7 protein-coding genes are annotated in these 17,162 nt (G+C 31.5%); 2 read left to right on the forward strand and 5 right to left on the reverse strand.

Annotated features, from left to right (window positions below):
• Positions 1-51: 51 nt before the first annotated feature.
• Entirely contained in the window at positions 52-6,183 is a 6,132-nt protein-coding gene (locus tag CLU81_RS05545) for a M4 family metallopeptidase (protein ID WP_099708911.1), read from the reverse strand.
• Positions 6,184-6,609: 426 nt separating this feature from the next.
• Positions 6,610-8,220 carry a hypothetical protein gene (locus CLU81_RS05550; protein WP_144444469.1) on the reverse strand — a complete coding sequence of 537 codons (1,611 nt, stop codon included), beginning with the start codon at positions 8,218-8,220 and terminating at the stop codon, positions 6,610-6,612.
• A gap of 435 nt (positions 8,221-8,655) precedes the next feature.
• Between CLU81_RS05550 and CLU81_RS05555 the strand changes: the two genes are divergently transcribed.
• Positions 8,656-9,630, forward strand: a complete 975-nt coding sequence (locus CLU81_RS05555) for a leucine-rich repeat domain-containing protein (protein ID WP_099708913.1) — start codon at positions 8,656-8,658, stop codon at positions 9,628-9,630.
• A gap of 96 nt (positions 9,631-9,726) precedes the next feature.
• Here the strand turns inward: CLU81_RS05555 and CLU81_RS05560 are convergent, their stop codons facing one another.
• The 3 genes from CLU81_RS05560 to CLU81_RS05570 all read right to left on the reverse strand — a co-directional run bounded on the left by CLU81_RS05560 (position 9,727) and on the right by CLU81_RS05570 (position 16,090).
• Positions 9,727-10,797: an ankyrin repeat domain-containing protein gene (locus CLU81_RS05560; protein WP_099708914.1), complete on the reverse strand. Its 1,071-nt coding sequence runs from the start codon at positions 10,795-10,797 to the stop codon at positions 9,727-9,729.
• A gap of 67 nt (positions 10,798-10,864) precedes the next feature.
• Entirely contained in the window at positions 10,865-11,944 is a 1,080-nt protein-coding gene (locus CLU81_RS05565) for a hypothetical protein (protein WP_099708915.1), read from the reverse strand.
• Between the two features lie 6 nt (positions 11,945-11,950).
• On the reverse strand, positions 11,951-16,090 hold the full coding sequence (locus tag CLU81_RS05570) for a hypothetical protein (RefSeq protein WP_144444470.1): 4,140 nt from the start codon (positions 16,088-16,090) through the stop codon (positions 11,951-11,953).
• A 428-nt stretch (positions 16,091-16,518) separates the two neighbouring features.
• Here CLU81_RS05570 and CLU81_RS05575 point away from each other — a divergent pair, with 428 nt between their 5' ends.
• On the forward strand, positions 16,519-17,151 hold the full coding sequence (locus tag CLU81_RS05575) for a hypothetical protein (RefSeq protein WP_099708917.1): 633 nt from the start codon (positions 16,519-16,521) through the stop codon (positions 17,149-17,151).
• Positions 17,152-17,162 lie beyond the last annotated feature (11 nt).

Below are 17,162 nucleotides of genomic sequence, written 5' to 3' on the forward strand. Positions count from 1 at the left end.
AAGAATGGTAACTCCCACAAAGGAGAGTTACCTTTTTCTATCTGTAGTTTGCTATTTTTTAATAACCTTGGCTGTATATTTTTTATCTTTTACAACACATTCTAACACATAAATTCCAGGAGTTAATCCGCTTAGATTTATAGTTGACGGAACACTTGTATAAGTTTTATTCCATACCGCTTTTCCATCCATAGCGTACATTTTGATTTCTGTTGCTCCTTCAATTTTTTCAGCTAAAAAGATGTTTACATTATCAACCGCCGGATTAGGGAATACTCTAAAAGCATTTGTAATTTTTCCAAGCAACATACCTTTTGAATCAAATGGCGTCGAAATTCTGTTACAACCGTTATCATTAGTTATTTGAAGACTATAACTTCCTTCCCAAATTGCAATAATCGATTTTTGAGTTGCATTTGGAATAGGTCTATCATTCAAAAACCATTGGTACGAAGCTGCATCAACTGAAGCTGTTAATTTTTTCTCGCCTACAACCTGAATTTCCGGTACAATATTGTTTTCAAGAATTGAAATAGTTGTACTTAAAGTTTTACCGATTCCGTTTTCATTATAAACCGTTACGAAATAATCACCACTTTCTTTTGTAGTATAAGTTGGCTCTGTTGAACCGTCAAACCATTCGTAAGATTTGTAGTTTCCAGGATTTAAAACAACTTCAGGACCACAAATAGCTCCACTTTCTAAATCAGATTCAAAAGTGTCAAATGTCGCTGTGATTTTTTCTGTAAGCGTACATCCGTTTCTCAAGACTACGGTTACGGTATAATCTCCAGCTTTGTCTATTTCGATACCGTGAGAAACTTCACCTGTACTCCATTTGTATGAAGCAACTCCAAGTTTTTTGGCATTAAAATTAGTTAAGGCATCAATGTATAAAGTTTTACCTGCGTATCCGTGAATTGATGAGTTATCAAATATTTTAAAATCTGATGTAACTTCCTGATAGATATAATTCTTTATCTCATTGTTTTGTTGAATTGGATTATTTTCCAATTTGGCACTAATATTAAAGACATGCGAATCACCACTTAAATCAAGTTTTGGCTGTTTTTTGAAAATATATTCAATACTTTCTCCAACAGGAATTGCCGTTTCAACAGATTCCGAAATAGTTTCAAGTGTGTTTACATATTCTAAATTTAACTGAACTGCATTTGCTGCAATTGCAAGTTGTCCCTGATTGGTCAATTTAACTTTAAAATCAGTTCCGCCACATATATCTTTTGGTGATAAAATTTGCATCGATATGTCATACACAGGCTGATTGATTACTTTTAAATCATCTACTACCATATAAGAATATCCTTGTCCCAAAGAATGTCTAAACCTCAACATTACAGATTTTCCTGCATATTTATTTAAATTAGCGGTTGCTTTTTGCCATTCTTTATCCACATAATTTCCTTGTTTAGTGGCTCTCCATACTTCTGTCCATTCACCTCCAATAGTTTTCACATCTACAGCAAAAAAGTTGTTGGTGTTACTTTCCATTGCATAATAAAATTCAACTGCAGTCGCATTTTCGGCTAACTTATTCATAGGGAAGATTAATTCTCCATAGTTAGAACCATTTTCAAGCGGATGATAAAGCATTTTTGCAGCACTATCTCCGGTATGATCTTTCACCGGAATAGATAAATATTTATTATCAGGTTTAGCAACTGCTTTCCACGCAAAATCTCTATCGCTTTGACCTGAAACAAATCCTTTTGTTCCAAACAAAGATCCTTCAGTTAAAGTAGAAAAAGTTTCAGTATCTAAATTTGGCGTTTTTGCAATAACTTCAAAAGTTCCTTTAATACTTTCTGCCAATTCTCTTGATTGTCCGTCTGCAAATAATTTTACGCTAATTTCATAATTCCCGGCTGCTAATTGCGGAATACCATTTATTCTATAAACAAGTCCCTGATATTCTAATATCTCTCCTTTTCTTTCTAAAACAACTGGTTCACCTACAGCAACACCGTTTTTACTAATTTGATATTCGATGTTAACTTTTTCAATATCACCATAGGAATTATTCTTTGCTGTTACCAAAAATTCATGTGAAGGCGCATCTTCATAAACCGTTTGAGCTACGCTTAAATTAGACAGCATCAAATAATCAGCTGTTTCTTTTAGTTTAATATTATCTACTGCAAAACCATCGGCAAATAATCCATTATCATCGTGCTGAAAAGCAACAACAACACACGGTTTTCCTGCATAAGCACTTAAATCTACATGATACTCGATCCAATTGTTAACATAAGGCACTTTAAATACAGTATTCCAGGTTGCACCTCCATCTGTGCTCACCTTTACATATCCGTCTGAAAGTCTTTTTACATCTGCAAAACCATCAAATGACAAGTGCGCTTCTTTATAATTGGTCAAATCAAACACAGGAGAAATTAACATATCGTTTGATGCATCACAATTGCATTGATCATCATTACTTGCCATAAATTGTGTATGTTCTGTCAGGAAGAATCCAGGAGAACTTAACTCTTTAATTGTTCCATGTCTCCAGCCTGAACTATTTTCATTTTCAGAAGTTCTCCAGCCTTTATATTTAGTCGCATCTTCAAAATCCATTGTATATGGAAGTACCGATACTTTTAGATCTTCATTATTCCAATTATCATATTTTAATGTATACGAATTATCGTCTGGTCTAACATCCTTAGTCACATCATCAGGAAAAACAGAAACCGTAATTGTATTCTCTCCAATATTTTTCAGATTAATATCCGGAATAGAATATGTTATAGTATCTCTGAATTTAGCAAATGCTAATGTTACTTTATCTGTTTTTGAAAAAACTTCATTATTTGCATTATCCAGAATTTTCACTGTCACATTAACTTGCTCAGAAGTTGTTGCAAAATTATTAATGATCTTAGTTGTTATTTTTGCTTTACTATTATCAATAATACAACTACCAGCATCTACTTTTGCTTCTGCAAGAACTAAATCATAAGGTGCATTATCTACATGAATATTATCCAGAAAGGCTCCTAAAAATCCGTCGTTATAATCATCTGTAACAACACGGAAACGAATAGCAACTTTTTTACCTGCAAGGTCATTTAAACGTACTCCAAAAGGTTTTTTCTTGAAATCGTTATTAATTCCGGTAAACCATGGTCCTTTTAAAGTTCCTTCATCATCAAGATGCAAACTTGTCGGATAATCGATACCTGTAACTTTTTTCCAGTTTTGGTTATCTTCAGAATATTCAAGAATTAATCCGTCATATCCGTTATGAAACAATGAAATAATATCAAACTCAAGATAAGGGAAAGCAACATTGGTAAAATCGAATACTGGTGATTCTAATGTAAAATCAGCATTTAAAGCCATTCTATCAGTCGTACCAAGTTGTGTAGTCGCCCATAAATATTTAGAATTAGTATCTCTAAAAGAATAAGCAGATGGCTGCCATATAAATTTTTGATTTGTAGACAAAGACTCTGAATACCAACCACCTGGTGTTCCTTCAAAATTTTGATTGTAAGGAAATTGATTTACAACACCACTATAAACAGCATTTATAGTACTATTATTAGTTGTTACCAAATCCTCGCTATACGTTACAAAAGCCTCATACGTATGCAATCCTGTTTCAGATAAATCGATATTAGTACCAAAAGGAATTGTTATTTCCGACTTGCCTTTTAAAGCCGTATCCAGTGTAATATCTTTCCATATTGTTTGATTTCCGGAAGTTTTATCCTGATATCCAATTTTCAACTGAGATCCCGCAGGTATATCCTGACAACCCAAATTAGAGATCGTAACCGCTAACGAATGACTTGCTGATAATGTTGCACCTGAATACGCAGGAAGATTTAATCCCGCCACTTTAAGATCAAAATCTTTTGCCGCAGGAGGATTCAAAAAGTTGGTCACAAAGGAAATTCCGTTTTGTCCACCAAATGCTGCAATAGGTTCAAAATCAAATTTAACTTCGACATAATTTAAAGTAGTCGGACTTACAACATAAGGAATGTTGTCCTGAACTTTTAAAATCGTTTCTTCGCCTACCGCCAAATCTTTGGTTAAATTAATAGTACCATCGTTAGTATAAATACTATTTAATCTACCACCAAAACCAGGTGTCATTAATCGCAATTTGTAATTTAAAGTACTTGCTTTAATTACAGTAGTTCCTGTGTTTTTAATAGTAACATAAAAAGGTTCATCTCCTTTTAAAGAAGCACAAGTAATAGCAGGTTTTTCAACTGAAACAATTGCTATTTGTTTATCCAAATAAGGCGCTCCAACACCAATAGCATACCAGGCATTTGTTACTTGTTTGTACTCTTCAGAACTTAATCCGTATAGATCTTCTGTAGCCATTAAAGTTGCCTGACGCATATCGCTAAAGTTTGATGAAGGCGATAAATATTCTGTAAGAGTGATATAGGCTATTTTCTCAGCTTTGGCAAGGCCAATAGCTTTAACATCATAACTATTTTTAAGGTCATTGACACCTTGCCCACCTTCATTTAAAAGATAGAACCAGTAATTTGTGATTCCGCTATTAAAGTGTACACCTCCATTGTCGTAACTAGTTGCTAATGGATTTACCCAGTTTACTCCTCCATAAGTGTCAGGCTGACCCGCAGCTTTTGGATTAGACATGCTTCTCATACTTCCGTGGGTATACAATTCGTTACCCAGCATCCAGATGTCTTCTTTTTTGTCTTTTCCAACATACAGCTCAACAGATATACCAAAGATATCACTGAAAGATTCATTCATTGCACCAGATTCTCCACGGTAGATTAATCCGGCAGAAAATTGTGTTACAGCGTGCGTTAACTCGTGTGCCGTAATTCCTAAACCAACATAAGGAGTGTCATAACCGTCTCCAAATTGTGCCCATCCACCGGTCCATGAAGCATTTTCAACATTTGTCCCTAAATGCGCAAGACCAATAATTTGCATCCCTTTGTTATCGACACTATTTCGGTTAAATTTTTCCTCATAATAGTCAATTGTTCTTTGCATACCCCAATGAATATCCAAAGCAACCTCATCATTATTCTTGTTATGCAATTCATTCCAGATATTATCTTCATCGATAAATTCTGTAATCACCTCATCAGCAGCCTGATCAGCGTGATTCATATTCCAGGTATAAATTGGCACATTGTATTTTCCTTGCAAAGCTTCCAATCTGAATCCATCAGCATATTGCTTCGTGTTGAATTCTACTTCGCCCGAATAACGTGATTTACCCTTACCAATACTTTGACCTGTAAAGCTTGAATCTCTACTTAAATTGATAGTCAAAATTACTTTTCCAGTATTGGCATCGACATAAATCGTTTGGCTTGATTGTGGATTAGTTGCGTAGATATCAAATTTCCAAGCCAAATAGTAATCCTTTAATTCTGCAGCAAAATTAGGTCCAACATAAACCAATTCACCTTGCGGTTTCGTGCTTATATTTTTATTAAGGGCAGCACCAAGTTTTTTACTTTCCCAAATATATTGTTTCGCATTTACAGTTCTTAGTGCATTTTCTAAAGCTGTAGCTGCATTTATTTTATAGTTGCTGCTTACTGTTAATTTCTTAGCAGTAGAACCAAATGCATCGATCTTGGTTTTATTTTCTCTAACCTTATAAATCGCTCCTTCAACCGGAACAGAATTGTGCAATTGCTGATAAGTTGCTACGGTTCTGCCATTATTATCAGAGATTGATTTTAATTGCATTTTATCAGTTGCAGCTAAATCAAATTCTCCTTTTTTAACTTCAAAAATATTTTTTGCCGTCAAAGCGGAAGATTTTGCAAAAGATCTCACTTTTGTACTAACCGAATCTTGTGCGTTTGTTTTCGCAGTTGTATTCGTTACTTTTTGTGTAAATAACTTTTCACTTTGTTGTGACTGTTTCAGCACTGCTTTACTTTCTGCTTCAGAAAGTTCTTTTCCTGTTCTCTTTTCTTCTTTTTGCGTTAAAAGCCCATAAGGATCATTACTAAAATTTGGATCATTGGTTTTATTATAAACTTGATCTTTTGTTTGTTTTGCGACTGGTTCTTCAAGTTCCGTTTTCGCATTACCCGTTTTTTTGTTTGGTAAAGGTGACTGCGCCATTCCCACGGAACAGGCAAAGAGACCCAGTAAAACAAACAAATACTTGGTTTTGAAGTAAATTTGGTTCATTCGTTTTAAATTTAAAAATTAATATATAGTGTGCTTAGTTAATAGCAATACACTTCTTTGATTCATAGCAAAACCAGAAAAGTGTTTTCTAAAAATCAATTCGGTTTTTGATCTTTAGGATTTTCCTTTGTTATTTTTTCCAGTATTTTCAACAGGGTTTCTTTTTTTGTTTTCGTTTCCTCTAAAAGCTGCTCTAAGCTTTTAGTAGGAACATCTTTCTTCTTCCGATTCATTATAATTTATTTACTCCCGACCAGATAACTAATCGATGTTGTAAATGTAGAATGGACGTTTTTGTTTTGGAAAAAAAGGACTATAGCAAAAACACTCTCAGGCAGAAAAGCTCCACCCAAAAAGCACTCAAAAAAAAATAAACCAAACTAAATCAGATCATTAGTTTGGTTTATTACTTTACAATTAATTAACTTAAATTGTATTTAGATAGGTAGAAAGATTTACTTTTTCATTTGTCAAATCGAACTTTTTACGGAGTCTGGTTCGGGCATTTTCAATTGCTTTAAAGGATTGTCCTGTAATTTGAGAAATTTCTTTTGTAGTTAAATCCAAATATAAAAGGGCACATAATCTTCGATCTTTTGGAGTAAGAGAAGGATAATCCTCTGATAATTTGTCGAAAAAAGACTGATGAACCTGCTCAAAACTTATTTCAAATTCTTGCCAGATATCTGTATTCAAATTCTTTTCCAAACGCTTTAAAACTATATCAATAGCTTGCTGCATTTCTTTATTGACCGTTTTGAGTTTTATACTTTTAAGATCCGTCAGAATTTCATTAATAGTATCTGTACGATGTATTTCGGCCATCGCTTTTCCTATCAAAACCTTATTTTTAGCATCAAGATTTTGGTTTAATGCCTGCATTTTGGTTTTTAATTTCTCTTTTTCAAGCTGACTTTTAATATTCTTGTTTCGGTATTTTATCAGGAAAATAATTAAAATCAATATTCCTACAATCAATATCAATCCAATTACATAATATTTAAATCGCTTCTTTTCTTCGTTAATTGTTTTTATTTGAGCCCGCACTTTATAATCTTGCTCTAATTTTATTTTTTCCAGGTTTACTAACTTTTCTTCGACATGAATACTGTCATTTATTGTATTATACTTCTGGAAATAAAAGACTGCATTTTTATAATCTTCTTTACTGATATAAACTTCATAAAGCATTTTATTCAGGTTTAAACCCGAAAGACTATATTCATTATCTTTAGATAATTCCAATGCTTTTTTTGCATTGACAATTACGGCATCATAATTTTTTTCTTTTAATTTATAATTAGAATAAGATTCATAAACAAAAGCTTGTATTAAATGATCAACCGGGTCTTTTGCCAAAGAAAATGCCTGATCAAAATAATAATCCGCATTTTTCTTGTCGTTTTTCAAAACATAAGCCCGAGCTATATTGGTAGAAACATAGACTTTTAAAACATCATCTTTTATGGTTTTATTTATTAAATATGCTTTGTGAAAGTAGTACAAAGACGAATCTACATTTACATCTAAATATGTAGTTCCTATATTATTTAAAACTTTGACAATCTTAACCGAATCATTTTTTGACTTTTGATAGCGATATACTTTTAAGAAATATTTTAGTGCTTTATCTTTATCTTTTCCTTGTCCGTAAATAATTGCGAGATTGTTTTCCAGTTTAGATGCTTCCTCAAGATTGCCGGTGTTTTTGTAAATATCGTAGGCTTTTAGATAATATTGCAAAGCAACATCCAATACTTCTTTTGAAGAATACATTTTTCCTGCCGTAATATAAATATTAGCCAAAGTATCTTCTGAAACCTGTGAATTTTTGGCTTCGGTTTCGGCTAATTCGATGTATTTTATGGCTCTGTCCCAATCCGTTTTTTTCAATCGCAATGCAATTGTACGGCACAGTTCTGCTTTTTTCTGATGATCGTTAATACTATTTAAATTATCAATCAGCTCTTTTGTCGACTGGGAATGTAAACTAAAAGAAAGAATAAGAAACAATAAGAAAAATAATCGTGACATCATATTTAAAAATTCAATAAAGAATTTCAAATTTAAAGAAAACAAACAAGATTAGTCTGTTAAAATGTTGGATAAAGTCTTTGAAAATCTTACTATTTTTAAAGTAAATATATTTTTAAGATTTGCAGTAATATAATTGAGCTTTATTACTGATAACCAATCGTTTATTTACAGCTCTCTAGATAGTAAATTGCTTTTTTTAATCTTTTGCGCCAATTAATATTTGTATTTTTCTTTTCCGATTTAGCATTCACATTTAACCAAAAGAGTATTTTTAACCTCGTAAAATTCCTATAATATAAAAATAAAGTTTTTAATCTTATACGAAAAATACCATTATTTTAATTTAATCTTAAAAAAGAAAGAATTTAATTTGTGAGAAAATTAAGTACATTAAATAACTTTTTAACATTACCACTAATTAAAATTTGAATTTTTATGAGAAAATTACTTCTTATTGCGCTAGCGCTTAACTTCGTAGCTTGTTCTACAGACAACAATGAATCTGCTTCTAATGCTTCGGCTCAAGTGACAAAAACTGCCTTTAACGCGAATCCAACTCCAGAAGATTACAAACTTTCAAAAGACCCTAATTATCTTCGAGATGAAAAAGCTATATCTGAATTAAAAAAAGGTTCTGCTACAGGAAAAACTGCAGCAGTTTGGGTTAATACCTATGTTCCGGATCCTAATTTTAGATTAGCATTAATTAATGCTGGCGCAGGACAGGAAGATGCCGTAGCTGGTGATAATTACATCAATATTGATAAATCACGTGTAGGATTATATGTAGCTGGGGCAAATATTACTGATGCAACTGGTATACAAGCTTTTACTTCGCTACAGCAATTACTTATAAACGGAAACCAATTGACTTCTTTAAACGTTTCTGCAATTACTAGCTTAAGCTGGTTAGAATGTCAAAATAATAAATTAACAACTTTGAACCTTTCATCAAACGTTAATCTTACTCAAATCTGGTGTCATAGTAACCAACTTAATAGTTTAACAATTCCTTCTAATGTTGCAGGTCTTTGGGGACTTTGGTGTTATGGCAATCAATTAACTACTTTGAATCTTAATGGAAACACTAAGCTTACAAGTTTATTCATTCAATCTAATCAATTGACTGCATTGAATCTGTCTCCATTAACTCTTTTAGAAAAAACAAACGTTTCGTCAAACAAATGGACTGGTTTAAATTTTGACTCAAATTCTAAATTAACTGCTCTTTGGTGTTTTGGTAATACATTATTGACTGATTTAAGCATCAAAAACAATAATAATTTTGCTATAACTCTTCAAGATTTTACTCAAAACACAAAACGTCCTAAAATACATGTTGATGCTGCTTTTCTACCTCAGGCATATACTTTATGGCCTGCTAGTGGAGGATCTGTTTATCAATTGTAATAACAAAAAACTCTTCCATAATGAAGTGCCCCAAAAAGTTAGAAACTATTTGGGGCACTTTATTATATATATATGCTTTTTGCAAAATTTAATAACTTATTTTTTATCGATTTTTACCCATTCGTTATAAGTTCCTTCACCTCCAACTCCTCTGATAAAATATTTTTCTCCGTCTTTTTTTATTCGGTAATTAGGTTTTGATTGCTTACAACGATCATCATTTTCGTTGTAATACAATTCTAAAATACCCTCTTTTTCAACTCCTCTATAATTTCCTTCGCATAAAAAATCTCCCCTAAAAGCTTCTGACTTTAATACAATTCCGTTTGTTGTAATCGTAAAATAATAAGTGGTACTTCCTGTACCTTCGTTAGTTAATTCGCCTTTCGTGCTTACTTCAAATTCGCCTTGAAATTTTTCTGCGATTGGTGTGCTAAGTTTTGCTTTATCATTTAGCTGATTCAATAAATTATAAATTTCCGGATCATTAGCTTTAGCATAACTTAAGGCTGAAGTTTCTTCTAAATCGACTTGATTTACATCGGCACCTTTTTCTAATAATAGTTTAACTGCTTCTTTATTTTTACTCTTTACAGCTTCTATTATAGGAATAGAAGCCATTTCAGTTGCTGGATTATAATTTCCTTTTATGTTAGCATTATGATTAATTAATGCTTCAACAATATGAAAATTAGAAAATTGACAGGCCAGCGAAAGTGGTGAAAGACCCGATTCTGTATAGGTACTATTTACATTTGCTTTATTTTCTAAAAGTAAATCAACTATTTTTTCATGTTGATTTTCTATTGCAACATAAAGAGCATCATATTGATAATCTTCATCTTCTTCACCTAATTTTATATCGGCTTTTTTTGAAATAAGCTTTTTTACAAAATCATATCTGTCAAATTTGCAGCAATATCCTAATATTGTATAGGAATTGGATCCGTCAAATTTGTAAAAAGCATCTATATTTTTAGTTGTATCTATATAATGAACAAAATCTGTTTGGTTTAATTCGATCGCTTTTTTGATATAATTTTGATCTTGATTTTCTTTAGCAGATTGAGTTGAAGACGTTTTAATTACATTTTCATTTTCTGATTTTTTACAACTCAAGAATATAATTTGTAATAATAGCAGACAGACTAATTTTGATTTTTGCATTTTTTAATATTAAGGATGAATGGGGTTACATTTTTGTAAACTTTTTTTACTGATCAAATGCATAAAATTAATTCGAAATCGAAGCAAACATCGCAACTTCATTTAAAACTATGTAATATTCTCCTGCTAAACTCGAACCTTCATTTTCTAACACATTGATTTTTGCAAAATATTTTTTTTGTCCATCCTTTTCAATCATTTTAATTTCTCTCAGATAATTAAACGAAATATAATTCTTATTATATGCAATAGGTTTATAAGTGTTTATTTCATACAGCTTTATAGAAACATCCTTATTAATCTGGGATTTGTCTTGTTCAATGATTAAATTTTGACTCTTAAAATCAAAATTAGTTAATGGTTTTACAAAATTTTCATAATTACCTTTTGCATAACAAACATCTAGATTAAATAAATTTTGTGCAAAATATAATTCATAAACTACATCATCATAATTACTAGATAAAACTGGCTTATTTTCTTTAATTGTATAGTTTGTTTTTGAATTGTAACAATCTAAAAAACTCTCCTTTTTATTTGGATCTATTATCTCTGAAGAATAAAAATTATCTTTATTTATATATTTATAAACTGTAGAATATTTTAATTTCTTAAGGTCATTCTGTATCTCTTTTACATTCTTATCGGTCCTATAATACAAAATTTGCTGTACCATTGTTATCTGGTTATTGTTAAACAAAAAATGGATTGTATCATATGGTGTTGGAAAATTAATAGTTCTAATTTTATCTGAACCTAATAAACAATAACAATCTTTTGCAAAATAACTTTTTTTATAAATTTCGGGTGAAATTATTTCAACATCTTTTTTTGATATATAAGCATCCTTTCCTTTAAAATTAATTTTTATGAAAGTTTGATTTTTATGAAAGTTAATCGTATTTGCTTTTTCGGCGTACTTTAGTTTCCCTATCTTTTCTAAGGTTAAAGTATCTTTATCATAAATATTGGCTCCATCAATGTTAGCTACTAAACCAATACTATCCGGTTTAGTAGCTCCCATTTTTTCAATAGGTAATGAATTATTATTTTCTTTGCAAGAAATAATTATAGAAGAAAGCAAAATGAGCTTAACAAAATTCTTTAGCATAAATATTTTTTTACGAAAATAAGATATTTTATTCATTTCCTTCTATTTCACTTCAACATGAAAATGATTATGATGTTCTTTTTTAACTTTGTCATTAAGTTTATTCCAGACTAACAATGCTCCATAACTTAAAGCTTTTAATCTAAATTCTTCTATTAATTTATCTGAGACTTTCGGATTTGCCACTGCTTCATCTCCAATTCCTTGACCTATATCTAATCCATTTATCTCAGAAACATCAAATGCTTTCCCAAAATAATGTCTACTATTTCTAGAATGATCTGCTCCACTAATTTCAGATACTTTAAATGTATAATCTTTACTTAATTGATACATAATATATAGTAGTTCAGATAAAATTTCTATCTCACCACCTGGTGCCCTTTTATAATTACTCCTTTTTGCATTCTTACCAAGAGATGTATCAGTTATGTTATCCTGAGCCATTGCTTTATCCATTTTATTTGAAACATGAGAATCTCCAAAAGTTACTCTTCCTCCCTTTATTATTTTTTCTGCCAGAACTTGATTAAGTTTTCTACCTTCATTGATATCAATAGCATATCTTAATCCTTTATTCTCCATTTCTCTGTATCTGGCCAACAATTCTCCAGATTGAATTATACTATCATTATCCCCTTTGTTAAATCCATCATTCTTGATGTCCATTGCAGCATTATCTCTATAATTCGGATTTACTTTTCCTTTATTTTTATCTTCTTCTGTTAAAAATTTTTTATAGATATTGACATTATCTCCTTTTCCTGCAGCACTTGGCGCAAATATAATCATGTAAACATCTTCTGGTCTCCTAACCTTTTTATAGTTATTGAATAACATAAAATATGTTTTAACATAATCTAACTGATCTTCGGGAGATAATAATGCTAATTTTTGTTTATAATCATTAATTTCTTTTAGGGTAATAGTTGCAATCGATTTTTCGTTTTCCGGAATTCCTCTTTCATTTAAAATAAGCGATCGAACTGCTTTAAATGTAAATTGAGCTAAACCAATAGCGTTTCCTTTTACTAAATCCGGATTATCTCTATGTTCTTCTTTAGAAACAGCAACATATCCATTTTTTGTTAATCTTATTAATGAACTACTGAATGTTTCAGCGGTTTCGACAGACATAGCAATCATTAAAGCGTTTGCCATTTCATACTTTTTATCTTCTCCCCACAAATCTCCACAAATTTTAACAACTTTTTGCCTAAATTTAACACTTACTTTTCCTCCCCAAATCATACCCAAGCCAGTAGCATCTATTTTTCCTGTGTTACCTGTAGTTAGTTTTGCACTAGTTCCCACAATCATATTGATCAATTTATCAGTCAAGTGTTTAGTAGAATACCCTTCAATTCCCACATAATACTTATTTACTGTTCCGTTTTTTGCCCCTTTAGCGGGCATTATAATAAAACTAACAATAGCATCACCTTCTGAATTTACTTTTGCCGCGTGTCTAAAAGCTGGTTTTTCGCTCACTTTATGGGCAGTTAATACAATTTCCTTTCCAACCATATTTTGTGTTTTGGCAACTATGGTTACAGTGGTACCTTCCTTACTAAACGGAATTTTATCCTCCGCTTTTACACGATTACCGTCATACATGAAATAAGCATCGGTTATTTTTGCACTCGTCGTAACATTTAATGAAGTTTCTTTATAAGCGTTGGCATTTACCTTAAATAAATAAGGCACATTTCCGTTTTGTAATCCTTCGAGTTCAAATCTAATTTTGGCAGTTTTTCCATTTTTAAGTCCAAAATGTTTCTGCAAATTGGCATCAAATTTTAAGATTTTATTGATTTCACCTTCACTATTGGTTGTAGTATCATTATAATAATTAACTTCTTTACTGTCATTTAAATAGAATTTAATTCTTACAAGCTGATTAAGGTATCCTGGAATACTTGCCTTGATATGATTGATTTCTCCGGCAAAACCAGATGTTTTCTTTTTGTTGCCGTCATTATAGGTCCAATAAGCTTCGGTTACTTCCGGATGTTTTACAAATATTTTTTTGCTTGATGTTGATTTAGATCTTTGTTTAACATTACTATAAGCTTCAATTGTAAATTCACCTTCTATTTTAGGAATTGAAAAGGTAAAAGATTCTCCTTTAACCAGATATTGCTTTCCTGCATCATTGCTTTCTAATTGCAATGGCAAACGATCTGGAACGTATATTAGACCATTTTTATCATAAACCAGCCATTTCACGTTTTGTTTTTCCTGTGGTGTAACTGGCTCAATCATAAATTTTTGAGCTTTAAATATGACCTTTTGATCTGTTTTACTCCATAAATAAATATCTTTTTCGGCCTTGTTATCTGTTATCTCGATGCTATTAATAAAGTTTTTGATTGTCTTAATACTGTATTTTTGATTTAAAGTATATTGATCTTTACTCACAACTTTAATACTGTACTCTCCTATATTTGGCATAGCTAGCTTAACAATACCTGTCGAATCCAATTCTTGTTCGTCTGAAACTGTGGTTACTTTATCTGCATTTGTATAAGCAATCTGGTAATAAAGTTTTAGCGGATTCAATGTTTTTACTTCAGGATTTTTTAATCCTACTTTAAACAACTGTTCTTCTGCAAAAGGTCTTACAAAAGTGGTTTTAATAGTTCCCGGAGGTACGATTGTAATTTCCTGAGCGATTATTTCTACTTCTACAAAAGCTGCTAATTTTAGATTTTTCTTATTCTTACTATTTGATCCAGGATTTCCACCATAAGCTTCGACCTTGTATTTTCCTGGAGCATCAAAATTATAACTAAACGAAGTTCCTTCGTTTATAAAATCAATTCCTTTGTCATTTTTCTTTTGGCTATTATAAACAATCCAATTGATATCTTTCTTTTCAAACTTAATATCGTTTACTAAAAGCTCATCAAGAATGAAATCCAAACTTTCTCCAACGATAAATTTAGTCGCGTCAGTATTTTTAATTTTAACGGCTCCTTTATTTACAGCACTTCCTGTAATTTCCTTGTTATTTATTTCTTTTAAGAAAACATAAACATTTTCTTTCCCAATTTCGGCATAAAGTCTATCGGCACTTAAATTAGGATAGATTTTTGTTTTTGTAGTTATTGTAAGCGTGGTTGGTAAGGAATCCAATCCTTCAACTTCTTTTAGCAATAAAAATAGTTCGTTGTATCGTTCAAATAGATTTGCGACATTGATTGTATCATCCTTTAATTGTTTTTGGATTAGTTTCCAACGTGCTGTACTATCACTAGAAATTTTACCTTTAAGTATATTAGCATCAATCGATTTGATCATTTTTTCGCGAACGATCTCCCAATTAAAATTTTGAGCCATTACAACCTGATTTGCTTGCTTTAATGCAGCATACATTTGTGTAAACAGTGCATGTTCTGGCTTACCGTCAAAATCTTTTGCAGAAGTATTTATATTATTAAAAGCTTCAGAAATCTTGGTCCAATAATCTCTTCCAACTATATCATTGATAGCAGTAGCATGATCTAATTTCTTTTTAATTTCTTCTTTAATAATTTCGATACTTGGTTCATCAATTCCAGCCTGAAGCATTTGAGGAACTGCCAGGGTTTGTTGCGCTGCCACACTTGCATAAGTCTGAGACATTATAGTGTTAGCATTGTTTTCGGCTCCTTGAATCGGAGAAGTAATGTTGGCTGATTCGGCAGAACTCATTATTGGACCGCCAGTGTTATTAGCAACGCCTTCTCCGATTGAAGCATTGGAAGTTGATGTTGTTGTTGTCTCTGCAACTGAAGAAGTATTACCAACCGACTTTGATGCGTCGTTGATGCCTTCTCCTGCTGAGACTGTGTAATTTGCTTTTATTCCCTCAGAAACCGAAGAAGTATTGCTGACAGATACTAGTTGCTTTTCATTTTTTTCAGCAGTAGTATTTGTAGCGCCTTCTCCGATTGAGGTACTAGAATTGTTTGCAACAGCATTTAGAGTTTTTTGCTCCTGCCATATTTGCTCTATATCTTTTTGCTGATTTATTTCTTTTGAAACTTTGGCTAACTCTTTTATGATAGTTTCTGTTAAGTGTTCTGAACTTTTTATATCAGCACTTTTTTTTATTGAAAGATTGAAATTGTGAATTGCATTTTTACTCATCGCTATAGTGTTTTTTCCGGATGTAAAAGTACTATTGATATGTGTCAATTTAAAATTTCAAACCGCTTGTATTCAGTAGTTTCAGCAAGTTTACATTCTACTGAAACTACTGAAAACAGTAGGCTTTTTTCTCTTCATTTTGTATTCTTCTGACTTACTTTTACACCCTCAAATATCAAATAGAGGCATCTAATTTTAGGCAATAATAACTTGCTCACTCTCCTCTGATTTTCTCAAAAAATAATCACAACATTTTATATTAATCATTTTAAAAACAATAACCATTATGGATTATGTATTACCGAATGGCATTACTAAAATGCCAAAAATACCTGATAAGAATAATTTTCAATTTTTGCTAAATCAAACATTCAAAGAAAACATTCGCACTCTATAAAAACCAAAATTCCACTCATTATAGAGGTAACAACAAAAAAATCATTAAAACTTAATTACATAATTTAAAAAAGATAAAAATGGCTATACAATCATTAAAAACTATTAGAAGCTGGTTTAGAACAGGTTTACAACCTACACAATTGCAATTTTGGGACACTTGGGATTCCTTCAGACATAAAAGCGAAAAAATTCCAGCAAGAGATATTGAAGGGATTGATACATTATTTGGGGATAAAATTATTCCATCCGGACAGTTTCTGATTTTTAAAGTTGACCCAAATACAGCTGATGAATTAGAAATCGGTGATAGCGTCATTGGATACTGCGAAAATAATTTCCTGTGTGAAGCAACGTATTATGGCGGAGATACAAGTTTGATGAGCAGTTTTACTAATTCAAACAATAGTGTAGGGAGAATTATATCATTCGGTTATAACGATCCAAACTACGGTGACTTTATTATTTATGAAGTTAATGAAGAAGTATTGCAAAGGGCATATAGCTGTGGTACATATAATGGAGTTACACTTATGTCTAAAAGACCAGGACAACTAGAATTTTCAACAGAATATTTTAGTTCTTCTTACCCAAAAACATCTGTACAATGGTTTGAATTTTCTCCAGGCACTATTATTAAATTAAGAGATACTATTGGTGACTTTGACGACTCGAAAGAATTTATGATACCAAATGTAGAAAACCCTAAATAAAACATCACAAA

The sequence above is a fragment of the Flavobacterium sp. 9 genome (assembly GCF_002754195.1).
GTDB lineage: Bacteria > Bacteroidota > Bacteroidia > Flavobacteriales > Flavobacteriaceae > Flavobacterium.

Excerpts from the sequence above, each read along its gene's own strand:
- CLU81_RS05575 (WP_099708917.1), top strand. The coding sequence starts at position 16,519 with ATGGCTATACAATCATTAAAAACTATTAGAAGCTGGTTTAGAACAGGT.
- CLU81_RS05545 (WP_099708911.1), bottom strand. The coding sequence starts at position 6,183 with ATGAACCAAATTTACTTCAAAACCAAGTATTTGTTTGTTTTACTGGGT.
- CLU81_RS05550 (WP_144444469.1), bottom strand. The coding sequence starts at position 8,220 with ATGATGTCACGATTATTTTTCTTATTGTTTCTTATTCTTTCTTTTAGT.
- CLU81_RS05565 (WP_099708915.1), bottom strand. The coding sequence starts at position 11,944 with ATGAATAAAATATCTTATTTTCGTAAAAAAATATTTATGCTAAAGAAT.
- CLU81_RS05555 (WP_099708913.1), top strand. The coding sequence starts at position 8,656 with ATGAGAAAATTACTTCTTATTGCGCTAGCGCTTAACTTCGTAGCTTGT.
- CLU81_RS05560 (WP_099708914.1), bottom strand. The coding sequence starts at position 10,797 with ATGCAAAAATCAAAATTAGTCTGTCTGCTATTATTACAAATTATATTC.